10 protein-coding genes are annotated in these 13,042 nt (G+C 72.0%); 7 read left to right on the top strand and 3 right to left on the bottom strand.

The window, feature by feature from the left end:
- Positions 1-32: 32 nt before the first annotated feature.
- The 4 genes from M8330_RS13215 (at position 33) to M8330_RS13230 (ending at position 4,179) form a co-directional block, all read left to right on the top strand.
- On the top strand, positions 33-1,301 hold the full coding sequence (locus M8330_RS13215) for an MFS transporter (protein ID WP_250827712.1): 1,269 nt from the start codon (positions 33-35) through the stop codon (positions 1,299-1,301).
- Between the two features lie 140 nt (positions 1,302-1,441).
- Positions 1,442-2,494 (top strand): tryptophan--tRNA ligase, encoded by a 1,053-nt coding sequence (trpS, locus tag M8330_RS13220; RefSeq protein ID WP_250827713.1) that lies wholly within the window; start codon positions 1,442-1,444, stop codon positions 2,492-2,494.
- Positions 2,495-2,512: 18 nt separating this feature from the next.
- Positions 2,513-3,103: a 2'-5' RNA ligase family protein gene (locus M8330_RS13225; protein WP_250827714.1), complete on the top strand. Its 591-nt coding sequence runs from the start codon at positions 2,513-2,515 to the stop codon at positions 3,101-3,103.
- On the top strand, positions 3,100-4,179 hold the full coding sequence (locus tag M8330_RS13230; protein ID WP_250053300.1) for a YihY/virulence factor BrkB family protein: 1,080 nt from the start codon (positions 3,100-3,102) through the stop codon (positions 4,177-4,179). Before M8330_RS13225 ends, M8330_RS13230 begins: the two co-directional genes overlap by 4 nt.
- Positions 4,180-4,284: 105 nt before the next feature.
- On the opposite strand, the gene M8330_RS13235 is transcribed toward M8330_RS13230, so the two are convergent.
- From M8330_RS13235 to M8330_RS13245, 3 genes are read right to left on the bottom strand one after another with little or no spacing between them, the layout of a single operon-like run.
- On the bottom strand, positions 4,285-5,028 hold the full coding sequence (locus M8330_RS13235) for a succinate dehydrogenase/fumarate reductase iron-sulfur subunit (protein ID WP_250053302.1): 744 nt from the start codon (positions 5,026-5,028) through the stop codon (positions 4,285-4,287).
- The gene (locus M8330_RS13240) at positions 5,025-7,049 is read right to left on the bottom strand and encodes a fumarate reductase/succinate dehydrogenase flavoprotein subunit (RefSeq protein WP_250827715.1); all 2,025 of its coding nucleotides are present in this window, start codon (positions 7,047-7,049) and stop codon (positions 5,025-5,027) included. Before M8330_RS13240 ends, M8330_RS13235 begins: the two co-directional genes overlap by 4 nt.
- A gap of 24 nt (positions 7,050-7,073) precedes the next feature.
- Positions 7,074-7,775 (bottom strand): succinate dehydrogenase cytochrome b subunit, encoded by a 702-nt coding sequence (locus M8330_RS13245; protein WP_250827716.1) that lies wholly within the window; start codon positions 7,773-7,775, stop codon positions 7,074-7,076.
- A gap of 232 nt (positions 7,776-8,007) precedes the next feature.
- Between M8330_RS13245 and M8330_RS13250 the strand changes: the two genes are divergently transcribed.
- From M8330_RS13250 to meaB, 3 genes are read left to right on the top strand one after another with little or no spacing between them, the layout of a single operon-like run.
- The gene (locus M8330_RS13250) at positions 8,008-9,804 is read left to right on the top strand and encodes a methylmalonyl-CoA mutase family protein (protein ID WP_250827717.1); all 1,797 of its coding nucleotides are present in this window, start codon (positions 8,008-8,010) and stop codon (positions 9,802-9,804) included.
- Positions 9,805-9,827: 23 nt separating this feature from the next.
- Positions 9,828-11,987 (top strand): methylmalonyl-CoA mutase, encoded by a 2,160-nt coding sequence (gene scpA / locus M8330_RS13255; protein WP_372490219.1) that lies wholly within the window; start codon positions 9,828-9,830, stop codon positions 11,985-11,987.
- The gene (gene meaB / locus M8330_RS13260; RefSeq protein WP_250827718.1) at positions 11,987-13,021 is read left to right on the top strand and encodes a methylmalonyl Co-A mutase-associated GTPase MeaB; all 1,035 of its coding nucleotides are present in this window, start codon (positions 11,987-11,989) and stop codon (positions 13,019-13,021) included. The genes scpA and meaB overlap by 1 nt, the downstream gene beginning before the upstream one ends.
- Positions 13,022-13,042: the final 21 nt, after the last annotated feature.

Genomic DNA, 13,042 nt, shown 5'->3' on the forward strand with positions numbered 1-13,042 from the left:
TCCCCACGCGCCCCTCCAGGAGGTGTTTCGTCATGTCGCTCGCCGACGTCCGCACCGAAGACCCCACGCCCACCGGTTCCTTCCCTGTCGTGGCCGCCGACCAGCGGCCCGGCCTGCGCTTCTGGATCGCCGTGCTCGCGCTCGGCACCGGTGGCTTCGCCATCGGCGTCACCGAGTTCGTGGCGATGGGCCTGCTGCCCGAGGTCTCCGCCGGCCTGGGGATCTCGATCTCCCAGGGTGGCCACCTCATCTCCCTCTACGCCGCCGGCGTCGTCGTCGGTGCCCCGCTCATCGCCGCGCTGGGCGCCAAGCTGCCGCGTCGCGGCCTGCTGGTCGGGCTCATGGCCTTCTACGGCCTGGTGAACCTGGCCTCGGCCTCGGTCACCGACTACCGGCTCCTGGCGGTGCTGCGCTTCCTCGACGGGCTGCCGCACGGCGCCTACTTCGGCCTGGCCGCGCTCGTCGCGGCGTCGATGGTCGCCCCCAACCGCCGCGGCTTCGCGCTCTCGATGGTGATGATGGGCATCCCGCTGGCCAACGTCGTGGGCGTGCCGCTGACCACCCTCGTCGGCCAGCAGCTGGGTTGGCGCTGGGCCTACGTGGTCGTCGGCGTGCTCTCGCTCGTCACCGTCGTCCTCGTCCTGCTGGCCGTGCCGCGCATGCCGGGCGACCGCACCGCCACCAGCCGCCGTGAGATCAGCGGCCTGCGTCAGCCGCAGCTGTGGTTCGCCGTCCTCGCCGCCGGCGGCGGCTTCGGCGGCATGTTCGCCCTCATCTCCTACATCTCCCCGCTCACGCAGGACGTCGGCGGGCTCGGCGAGAGCGCCGTCGCGGTGTTCCTCTTCGTGCTGGGCATCGGCATGGTCGTCGGCAACATGCTCGCCGGTCGCCTGTGCGACTGGTCGGTGGAGAACAGCCTGCGGCTGGGCTCGGTCGGCCTCGCCGTCTCCCTGCTGGCCTACTTCGTCCTGGCCCCCACCGGCTGGGGCGCGCTCGTGGCCGCCTTCACCACCACGGTGACGGGCTCGGTGCTGGCGCTGGGCTTCCAGATGCGCCTCATCGACGCAGCGGGGGAGTCCCAGACGCTCGGCGCCGCACTGAGCCACTCCGCGCTCAACATCGGCAACGGCCTCGGCGCCTGGGTCGGCGGCGCCGTGATCGCCGCGGGCTGGGGCTTCCGCTCCCCGCTGCTGGTCGGCTCGCTGCTGGCCGTCTTCGGCCTCTCCGTCGTCGTCCTGGCCGCCCGTGCCCGCTCCGCCGGACAGGCCTCGGGGGCCGTCGAGACCTCCGCCCTGGTCTGACCCGGCCACCACGCACCACCCGCGGGCGCGTCCCCGGCCGCACGGCCGGGACGCGCCCGCGGCCCGTTCCGGACCCGGGGCACCCGGGCCGGGCGTACCCGGAGGCGGGCGAGCGGGCCGGATCGGACAGAATGGGGCCCATGGCAACGACGCAGCCCCAGGTCGAGGTCCCGGCCGCCACGGGAGGCGCGCGACCCCGCGTCCTCTCCGGCATCCAGCCGACCGCCGACTCGTTCCACTTCGGCAACTACCTCGGGGCGCTGCGCCAGTGGGTCGACCTCCAGCGCGACCACCAGCCGTTCTTCTTCATCGCCGACCTGCACGCCATCACGGTCGAGCAGGACCCCAAGGTGCTGCGCGAGCGGGCGCTGCGCTCGGCCGCACAGCTGCTGGCCATGGGCATCGACCCCGAGCGGTCCGCGATCTTCATCCAGTCGCACGTGCCGGAGCACGCCCAGCTCGGCTGGGTGCTCCAGTGCCTCACCGGCTTCGGCGAGGCCCGGCGGATGACGCAGTTCAAGGACAAGTCCGCCAAGGGCGGCGAGGGCGCGGCCAGCGTCGGCCTCTTCACCTACCCGGTGCTCCAGGCGGCCGACATCCTGCTCTACCGCCCGCACTACGTGCCGGTCGGCGAGGACCAGCGCCAGCACCTGGAGCTGACCCGCGACCTCGCGCAGCGCTTCAACAGCCGCTACAAGAAGACCTTCCGGCTGCCCGAGCCCTACATCCTCAAGGCCACCGCGAAGATCACGGACCTCCAGGAGCCCACGGCGAAGATGTCGAAGTCCGCCTCCTCGCCGGCGGGCATCATCGAGATGCTGGACGAGCCGGCGCGCTCGGCCAAGAAGATCCGCTCGGCCGTCACCGACTCCGAGGCGGAGATCCGCTTCGACCCCGAGACCAAGCCGGGGGTCAACAACCTGCTGACCATCTACTCCGCGCTCACCGCCCGCAGCGTCACCGACCTCGTCGAGGAGTACGCCGGCAAGGGGTACGGCGACCTGAAGAAGGACCTCGCCGACGTCGTGGTCGACTTCGTGACGCCGTTCCGCGACCGCACGCTGGAGCTGCTCGACGACCAGGCGTACCTCACCGAGGTCCTGCGCCGCGGCGCCGAGCAGGCCCGCGAGGTGGCGACGGCCACGCTGCGCGACGTCTACTCCCGGGTGGGTTTCGTCGCCCCTCCGGCGTAGAACAGTAGGGACGTGCCCATGCCCACCATCGGAGTCGCGATCGCCGTGCCCGAGCCCTGGGCCAGTCAGCTCCAGGGTTTCCGCACCGATCTCGGCGACCCCTCCGCGTCCCTGATCCCCACCCACATCACAGTCGTGCCGCCCACCGAGGTGCCCGAGGGCGACCTGCCGGCCGTCAGCGAGCACCTGGACGCGGCCGCGGCCAGCGTCGAGGCCTTCGACGTGCACCTGCTCAGCACCGGCACCTTCCGGCCCGTCTCGCCCGTCGTGTTCGTCGCGCTCGAGGACGGGGCGGAGAGCTGCGGCCGGCTCCAGGCCGCGGCCCGCTCCGGCCCCCTGGACGTGCCGCTGGACTACCCGTACCACCCGCACGTGACCGTGGCGCACCACCTCGACGACGAGCGGCTGGACGCCGCCGCGGCCGACCTGGCCGACTTCGAGGCCACCTTCACCGTCGACTCCCTGGCGCTGTGGGTGCACGACGCGGACCGGGGCTGGCAGACGGCCGCGGAGTTCGCGCTGGCCACGACGGGCCCCACGACGGGCCCCACGACGGGCCCCACGACGGGCCCCACGACAGGCCCCACGACGGGGGAGGAGCGCGCATGAGCACCGTGTCGAACGTCAAGGACAGGGCGTCCCAGGGAGTCACCGAGGTGCGCGATCGCGCCCCGTGGCTCGACCACCTGATCCGGATGCAGCAGCACTACGGCAACACCTACGCCGCCCAGCAGGCCGGGGCGATCACCTACTTCGCGTTCCTGTCCTTCTTCCCGGTGCTGGCGATCGCGTTCTTCGTCGTCGGCCTGGTCTCCAACATCTGGCCGAACGCCAACGAGGCCCTGCGCGACGCGATCTCGGCGATGTTCCCCGAGATCATCGGCCCCAACGAGGGGGACCTCCAGCTCAGCGACTTCCGCACCTTCTCCGGCCTCGCCGGCGTGCTGGGCTTCGTCGCGGTGCTCTACTCCGGGCTCGGGTGGATCTCCGCCCTGCGCCGTGCCCTGGGCGCGGTCTTCGAGCAGTCCGACGACGAGCGGCTGGGGTTCGTCCCCGGCAAGCTGCGCGACCTGGCGACGCTGACCCTCCTCGGGCTCACCCTCCTGCTCACCGTGGCGCTCAGCGGCGTCCTGAGCCGCTACGCCCCCGCGATCCTGGGGTTCTTCGAGCTCGACGAGGAGCTCGGCGGGCTCGTCTCCGTGCTCACCTACGTGCTCAGCATGGCGGCGAACGTCGCCCTGTTCTTCTGGATGTTCCGGCTGCTCGGTGGGCACGAGGTGCCGAACCGGTCGCTCGTCGGCGGCGCGGTGCTGGGCGCCGTCCTCTTCGAGGTCCTCAAGCAGCTGGCTGCCCAGGTCATCGGCCTCACGGAGGGCCAGCCCGCCTTCCAGGCGTTCGGCCTCGCCCTCGTGGTGCTGGTGTGGATCAACTACTTCAGCAGGCTGGTCCTCTACGCCGCGTGCTGGGCGTGGACGACGGAGCAGGCCCAGGAGGCCCGTGCGGAGCTCGAGGAGCCCGCGGGGGAGCCGGTGCAGGGCCCGCCGCTGCCCAGCGGCGACGCGAGCCCCGTGCTGGCCGCGGCCGAGGAACCCCGCGGCGGGGGCTGGCGGGCGCCGTTCGCGGCCGGCTCCGCCGTGGCGCTGGCCGCGGTCGCGCTGACGCGTCGCCTCCGTTCCGGCGAGTAGGCCCGGGCAACCACCGAGCCCCCGGACGCCCTCCGGACGCACGAGAGCCCCTCACCCGCGCAGCGGGGGAGGGGCTTTCGTCAGCCGCGAGTCAGTGGCGGTGGGTCAGTGACCGTTCTTCAGCGCGGTGCGCAGGTCCTTGTTCAGCTGGGAGATCACGTCGAGCGGGATCTCCTTCGGGCAGGCGCTGGCGCACTCGCCGATGTTGGTGCAGCCGCCGAAGCCCTCGGCGTCGTGCTGGCCGACCATGGAGACCACGCGGTCCCAGCGCTCCGGCTGGCCCTGCGGCAGCTCACCGAGGTGGGTGATCTTCGCGCCGAGGAACAGCGAGGCGGAGCCGTTGGGGCAGGCCGCGACGCAGGCGCCGCAGCCGATGCACGTGGCGGTGTTGAAGGCACGCATCGCCTTGTCGCGGGGCGCCGGCACCGAGTTGGCCTCGGGGGCGGAGCCGGTGTTCGCGGAGACGTAGCCGCCGGACTGGATGATCCGGTCGAAGGCGGAGCGGTCGACCATCAGGTCCTTGACCACCGGGAAGGCCCCGGCACGCCACGGCTCGATGGTGATGGTGTCGCCGTCGTTGAACGAGCGCATGTGCAGCTGGCAGGTCGTGGTGACCTCCGGCCCGTGCGCCTCGCCGTTGATCATCAGCGAGCACGCGCCGCAGATGCCCTCGCGGCAGTCGTGGTCGAAGGTGACGGGGTCCTCGCCCTTGGCGTTGAGGTCCTCGTTCAGGACGTCGAGCATCTCCAGGAAGGACATGTCCTCGGAGACCGAGTCCAGCTGGTAGGTCTTGAGCGCGCCCGTCGCGGTCGCGTTCGCCTGCCGCCAGATCTTGAGGGTGAGTCTCACTTGTAGCTCCGCTGCTTCATCTCGATGGCGGTGTAGATCAGGTCTTCCTTGTGCAGGACCGGCTGGCCGCCGTCCCCGCCGAACTCCCACGCGGCGACGTAGGCGAACTCGTCGTCGTGACGCAGCGCCTCGCCCTCCTCGGTCTGGGACTCGGCGCGGAAGTGCCCGCCGCAGGACTCGCGCCGGTTCAGCGCGTCGATGCACATCAGCTCGCCGAGCTCCAGGAAGTCGGCGACGCGGCCGGCCTTCTCGAGGCTCTGGTTGAGGCTGTCGGCGGTGCCCAGCACCTTGAGGTTGGACCAGAAGTCGGCCTTGAGCTCGCGGATCTGGTCGATCGCCTTGCGCAGGCCCTCCTCGGTGCGCTCCATGCCGCAGTACTCCCACATGATGTGGCCCAGCTCCTTGTGGTAGCTGTCCACGCTGCGGGTGCCGTTGATCGACAGGAACGTCGAGACGCGCTGCTCGACCGACTCGCGGGCCTCGACGACGGCCGGGTGGCTCTCGTCGATCTTGTCGAACGGGGCGTCTGCGAGGTACTCGCGGATCGTGTTCGGCAGGACGAAGTAGCCGTCCGCCAGGCCCTGCATGAGCGCCGAGGCGCCCAGGCGGTTGGCGCCGTGGTCGGAGAAGTTCGCCTCGCCGGCCACGAACAGGCCCGGCAGGTTCGACTGGAGGTCGTAGTCCACCCAGAGGCCGCCCATGACGTAGTGCACCGCGGGGTAGATCCGCATCGGCGTCTCGTACGGGTTCTCGCCGGTGATCCGGGCGTACATGTCGAAGAGGTTGTCGTACTTCTCCTTCACGCCGTCGATGCCCATGCGGGAGATCGCGTCGGTGAAGTCGAGGTAGACGCCGCGGCGGAAGTCGCCGACCAGCGGGCCGACGCCGCGACCCTCGTCGCAGACGTTCTTGGCCTGGCGGGAGGCGATGTCGCGGGGGACCAGGTTGCCGAAGGAGGGGTAGATCCGCTCCAGGTAGTAGTCGCGGTCCTCCTCGGGGATGTCGCGCGGGTCCTTGTCGCAGTCCTCGCGGTTCTTCGGCACCCAGATGCGGCCGTCGTTGCGCAGCGACTCCGACATCAGGGTCAGCTTCGACTGGTGGTCGCCGGAGACCGGGATGCAGGTCGGGTGGATCTGCGTGTAGCAGGGGTTGGCCATGTAGGCGCCCTTGCGGTGCGCACGCCACGACGCGGTGACGTTGGAGCCCATCGCGTTGGTGGAGAGGAAGAAGACGTTGCCGTAGCCGCCGGAGGCGATGACGACGGCGTCGGCGAGGTGGGTCTCGATCTCACCGGTGACCAGGTCTCGGGCGATGATGCCGCGGGCCTTGCCGTCGACCATGATCAGCTCGAGCATCTCGTGGCGGGTGAACGCCTCCACGGTGCCGGCCGCGATCTGGCGCTCGAGGGCCTGGTAGGCGCCGATCAGCAGCTGCTGACCCGTCTGGCCGCGGGCGTAGAACGTCCGGGAGACCTGCACGCCGCCGAACGAGCGGTTGTCGAGCAGGCCGGCGTAGTCGCGGGCGAACGGGACGCCCTGCGCGACGCACTGGTCGATGATGTTCGCGCTGACCTCGGCCAGGCGGTAGACGTTCGACTCCCGCGAGCGGTAGTCGCCACCCTTCACGGTGTCGTAGAAGAGGCGGTAGACGGAGTCGCCGTCCTCCTTGTAGTTCTTCGCCGCGTTGATGCCGCCCTGGGCGGCGATCGAGTGGGCGCGACGCGGGGAGTCCTGGTAGCAGAACGACTTCACGTGGAAGCCGGCCTCACCCATGGTCGCGGCCGCGGCGCCACCGGCCAGGCCGGTGCCGACGATGATGACGCTCATCTTGCGGCGGTTGGCCGGGTTGACCAGCCGGTTGTTCATCTTGTGCGTGGTCCAGCGGTCCTTGATCAGACCGGCCGGCGCCTTGGTGTCGGCGATCGGCTCGCCCGGCGTGTAGTAGCCGCGGGCGTCGTCGGAGGTCTGGTGCGGGGGCTGGGTCAGCTGCGTGAGACCGCTGACGTCGGCATTGGAAGCCATGTGAGGTGTCCTCTCAGCGGGGGGTCAGTAGGTGATCACGCCGAAGAGCGTGAACAGCGGCACGAGGGAGAACCCGCCGGCGATGACGACGGCCACGACCCAGCCCGCGATCTTGGCGCGCTTGCGCGCCACCGGGGAGGTGGTGAAGCCCAGCGTCTGCATGGCGCTCCAGGTGCCGTGGTGCAGGTGCATGCCCAGGGCGGCCATGGCGATCAGGTAGATGATCGTCAGCCACCAGGTGGAGAAGGAGTCCACGACCAGCTGGTAGGGGTTGTTGGTCTCGCCGCCGGTCACGTTGACCTTGCCGATGGTGAAGTTCAGCAGGTGCCAGATGATGAAGGCCAGCAGCGTGATGCCGCCCCACCGCATCGTCCGCGAGGAGAGCGAGGAGTGGACGTTCTTCTTCACCGCGTACTTGACCCGGCGCGCCTCGTTCGACCGACGCCACAGCTTCGCCGCGCTGTAGACGTGGGCGACCAGCGACACGATCAGCACGATGCGGATCACCCACAGCGCGCCGCTGTAGGGGAGCATCGGCTCGCCCAGCGTGCGCAGGTGCTCGGCGTACTCGTTGAAGGCCACCTCCCCCGCGAACGCGTGCAGGTTGCCGTACATGTGCAGCAGCGTGAAGGCGATGAAGATCAGCCCGCTGCCGGCCATGACGATCTTGAGCGTGATCATCGAGCGCGACGCACGCGCTCCTCGTACGAGAGTCGGTGTTGCCACGGCCGGTAGGTTACCTCTCCCGCGACGTGGCGCTCACCACGGCCTGTGTGACAAACGCCTCTGCCGTGGCGGCCCTGGGCGGGGTTGACCTCCCGGGCGTCCCGGCGTCCGGCCCCGGCGACGAGGTCGGAGGTCCTGCCGGGCCCGGACCTCCCTCACCAGCGGGCGCAAGCGTCCGTCGAGCAGATCACACCGGGTGGCGGGCGTCACTGCCTCGGCCTAGGGTCCCCTCATGAGCAGTCCCCGCCCCACCGACGGCCCTGACCAGGGCACCCTCGCGCTCGCGACCCCCGAGGACGAGCGGCCGGTCGCGGCCTGGGAGGCGGCCGCCTCCGCCGTCCTGCGCAAGGCCCGTCGGCTCGGCGAGGACGACGCCGACGGCCTGGTCTGGCAGAAGCTGACCCGACGGACGCTGGACGGCGTCGGGGTGACGCCGCTGGGCACCGCGGCCTCGGTCGCGGACCTCCCGGAGCGGGAGCGGCCGAGGGTCGCCCGCGGCTGGGACGTGCGCGGGCTGGTCGAGCCGATGCCGGCCGACCTCGCCAGGGAGACCGCGCTGGCGGACCTCGACGGCGGCACCACCTCGGTGTGGCTGCAGCTCGACGAGGAGACGGCCACCGGCGAGGACCTGACCGACGAGCTGGCCGAGCGCCTGGACGGCGTCCTGCTCGACCTGGCCGGCGTCGTGCTCGACGCCCCGGCCGCCCCCCTCGCGGCGGCCGACGCCTTCCTCTCCGTGCTGGGCTCCTCCCTGGAGGAGGGTGTCCTGCCCGCCCGCGGCACCAACCTCGGCTGCCCGGCCGACGCCGACGCCGACGCGCTGGTCGCGGTGGCCCGCCTGGCCCAGAGCGCCGGTGTCGCCGGCGTGGTGGTGGACGGCACCGCGGTCCACGACCGCGGAGCCTCCGACGCCACGGAGCTGGCCCACGTCCTGGCCTCCGGGGTGCGGGTGCTGCGGGTGCTCGAGGCGGGTGGCCTCCCGCCGCTGGTGGCGTCGACGCTGATCGAGCTCCGGGTCGCCGTCACCGACGAGCAGCTCGCCTCGGTCGCCAAGGTGCGGGCTCTGCGTCGGCTCTGGGACCGGGTGCTGGAGGTGAGCACGGGGCACGCCGGCGTGGGGTCGCGCATCCACGCGGTCACGAGCCGGCCGATGATGACGCGCTACGACTCCTACACGAACATGCTGCGCACCACGGTCGCCGCGTTCTCCGCAGGCGTCGGCGGGGCGGACGCCGTCACCGTGCTGCCCTTCGACGCCCCGCTGGGCCGCTCGGAATCCTTCGGTCGCCGCATCGCGCGCAACACCTCCCACCTGCTGGTCGAGGAGTCGCACGTCGCCCGGGTCGCCGACCCCGCCGGCGGCTCGTACGCGATCGAGCGGCTGACCCACGACCTCGCCGAGGCCGCCTGGGCGCTGTTCGTCGACCTCGACACCCCCGATGGCCCGGACCTCGGCCTGCTGGAGGCGCGGATCGCCGCGACGGTGGCCGAGCGCGACACCCAGGTCGCCACCCGGAGGCGTCCGGTCACCGGCGTCTCGGAGTTCCCCGACCTGGCCGAGGACCTGCCCGTGCGGGAGCCGTCGGCCGCGTTCCAGGACGTCGTGGGATGGGCCCGTGCGTACGAGGCGATGCGCGACGAGCCCCCGGCCCGGCACGCCTTCCTCGCGACCCTCGGCCCCGTCGCCCAGCACACCGCCCGCGCCACGTTCGCCACCAACCTGCTGGCCGCCGGCGGGATCGCCGTCGACGTCGCGGGCGCCACCACCGGCCCCGACGACCTGGTCGCGGCCTACGACGGCCAGCCCGTCGTCGTCCTCGCGGGCAGCGACCCGACCTACGAGGAGTGGGGCGCCGCCGCGGCCGAGGCCCTGCGCGCCGCGGGCGCCACCCGCGTGGTGGTCGCGGGCAAGCCGGCCGACCACGCCGACGACTCCTGCGCCATGGGCGTGGACGCGCTCGCGTTCCTGACCCGCACCAGAGCGGCTCTCGGGGCCGCGTTCGAGAGCACCGAGGGGGAGTCGCTGTGAGCGTCCCGACCAGCTTCACCGGCCTGCCGCTGACCGCCGCGCCGGGCGAGCGGGGCACCGGCCCCGACTGGACCATGGGTTGGGGCCAGGACGAGACCTGGACCAGCCCCGAGGGGATCGAGGTCAAGCAGTCCTACGGGCCCTCCGACCTCGCGGGCCTGGACGCGCTCGACACCCTGCCGGGGCTCAGCCCGTTCCTGCGGGGGCCCTACCCGACGATGTACACGACCCAGCCGTGGACGATCCGGCAGTACGCGGGCTTCTCCACGGCCGAGGCGTCCAACGCCTTCTACCGCCGCAACCTGGCGGCCGGGCAGAAGGGCCTCTCGGTCGCCTTCGACCTGGCCACCCACCGCGGCTACGACTCCGACCACCCGCGCGTGCGCGGCGACGTCGGCATGGCGGGCGTCGCGATCGACTCCATCTACGACGCGCGCACCCTGTTCGACGGCATCCCGCTGGACAAGATGTCGGTCTCGATGACGATGAACGGTGCCGTGCTGCCCGTGCTCGCGCTCTACATCGCGGCGGCCGAGGAGCAGGGGGTGAAGCCGGAGCAGCTGAGCGGGACCATCCAGAACGACATCCTCAAGGAGTTCATGGTCCGCAACACCTACATCTACCCGCCGGCGCCGAGCATGCGGATCATCTCCGACATCTTCGGGTTCACCGCCGCGCGGATGCCGCGGTTCAACTCCATCTCGATCTCCGGCTACCACATGCAGGAGGCCGGGGCGACGAACGACCTCGAGCTCGCCTACACGCTGGCCGACGGCGTCGAGTACATCCGCGCCGGCCTCGAGGCCGGCCTCGACATCGACGCCTTCGCTCCGCGGCTGTCCTTCTTCTGGGCCATCGGGATGAACTTCTTCTCCGAGGTCGCGAAGATGCGCGCCGCCCGCGCGCTCTGGGCGCGGCTCGTGCGCCAGTTCGACCCGCAGAACCCCAAGTCGCTCTCGCTGCGCACGCACAGCCAGACCTCCGGCTGGTCGCTGACCGCCCAGGACGTGTTCAACAACGTGGGACGCACCTGCATCGAGGCGATGGCGGCGACCCAGGGCCACACGCAGTCGCTGCACACCAACGCCCTGGACGAGGCGATCGCGCTGCCGACCGACTTCTCCGCGCGCATCGCCCGCAACACCCAGCTGCTGCTGCAGCAGGAGTCCGGCACCACCGGCACCATCGATCCCTGGGGCGGCTCCTACTACGTCGAGCGGCTCACCCACGACCTCGCGGAGAAGGCCTGGGCGCACATCATGGAGGCCGAGGCCGCCGGTGGCATGGCCGCCGCGATCGAGCAGGGCATCCCGAAGATGCGCATCGAGGAGGCGGCCGCCCGCACCCAGGCGCGCATCGACTCCGGCGCCCAGAAGGTCATCGGGGTCAACACCTTCCGCCCGGCCGCCGAGGACCACCTCGACGTCCTGCGCGTCGACAACGACGAGGTCTACCGCGCCCAGGTCGCCAAGCTCGAGCGGCTGCGCGCCGAGCGGGACGCGGGCGAGGTCGCCGCGGCGCTGGAGAAGATCACGAACGCGGCCGAGCAGGGCGCCGGGCCGGGCCTGGAGGGCAACCTCCTGGGCCTGGCGGTCGACGCCGCGCGGGCCAAGGCGACCGTCGGGGAGATCTCGGACGCGCTGGAGAAGGTCTACGGGCGCCACCAGGCCGTCATCCGTACGATCTCCGGCGTGTACCGCGACACGGCTGCCGAGGGCGAGGGCGGGTCCGCCGTCACCCAGGTGCTGGCCGAGACCGAGGAGTTCGCCGAGGCCGAGGGCCGCCGCCCGCGCATCCTCGTGGCCAAGATGGGCCAGGACGGCCACGACCGCGGCCAGAAGGTGATCGTCTCGGCCTTCGCCGACATGGGCTTCGACGTCGACGTCGGGCCGCTGTTCTCCACCCCCGAGGAGGTCGCGCAGCAGGCCGTCGACAACGACGTGCACATCGTCGGCGTCTCCTCGCTCGCCGCCGGCCACCTCGCGCTGCTCCCCGCGCTGCGGCAGGCGCTGGCGGACCAGGGGCGTGAGGACATCATGGTCGTCATCGGCGGCGTCATCCCGCCCGACGACGTGCCCACGCTCAAGCAGATGGGCGCGGCCGAGGTGTTCCTGCCGGGCACGGTGATCGCCGAGTCCGCGCTGTCGCTGCTCGCCGGCCTGCGCGAGCAGCTCGGGCACTGATGCCGGGCTCGCCCGACCTGCCGGACCTCGACGAGCGCTCGGCCACCCGCGTGGCGGCGCTCGTCGAGGGCGTCCGGGCCGGTCGCCGTGCCCAGGTCGCGCAGGCCATCACGCTGGTCGAGTCGAGCCGACCGCAGCACCGGGCGATGGCCCGCGCGCTGCTCACCGGCATCGCCGACCTGGCCGCCGGGCCCGGCGTCGTGCGCGTCGGCGTCTCCGGGGTGCCCGGCGTCGGCAAGTCCACGTTCATCGAGGGCCTCGGGGTGCGGCTGACGCAGGCCGGCCACCGCGTCGGGGTGCTGGCCGTGGACCCCTCGTCCGTGCGCACCGGCGGCTCCGTGCTCGGTGACAAGACACGGATGGGCCGCCTCTCCTCCGAGCCGGCCGCGTTCATCCGCCCCTCCCCGTCGGCGGGCACGCTGGGCGGCGTCGCGCGCGCCACGGTGCAGGCGATGACCGTGCTGGAGGCCGCCGGCTTCGATGTGGTGCTCGTGGAGACCGTCGGCGTGGGCCAGAGCGAGGTGACGGTGGCCGGGATGGTCGACACGTTCCTCTTCCTCACCCTGGCCCGCACCGGCGACCAGCTCCAGGGGATCAAGAAGGGCATCCTCGAGATCGCCGACGTCATCGCGGTCAACAAGGCCGACGGCGACCGGGCGGTCGAGGCCCGCGCCGCCGCCCGCGACCTGGCCGGCGCGCTGCGCATGGTGCGCGGTCACGACGAGTGGGCGCCTCCGGTGGTCACCTGCTCCGGGCTGCACGGGGACGGCGTCGAGGACCTCTGGCAGCGGGTGCAGGCGCACCGCGAGCACCTCGGCGAGGCCGGCCTGGGTGCCAAGCGCGCCGAGCAGCAGCTGGACTTCACCTGGGCCCTGGTGCGCGACGAGCTGGACCAGCGCCTGCGGCTCTCGCCCGGCGTCCGGGCGGTGCGGGACGAGGTGCGCGCCGCCGTCCTCGCCGGAGAGCTGCCCGCGACCGTGGCCGCCGACCGGCTGCTGGCGGCCTTCGACGCGGCCCCGACCGGGACGTCTTAACTTTCTCCGGCCCGTGCGGTT

Origin of the sequence: Nocardioides bruguierae (assembly GCF_023656415.1) — a bacterium.
In the GTDB taxonomy this organism is placed as follows: domain Bacteria; phylum Actinomycetota; class Actinomycetes; order Propionibacteriales; family Nocardioidaceae; genus Nocardioides; species Nocardioides bruguierae.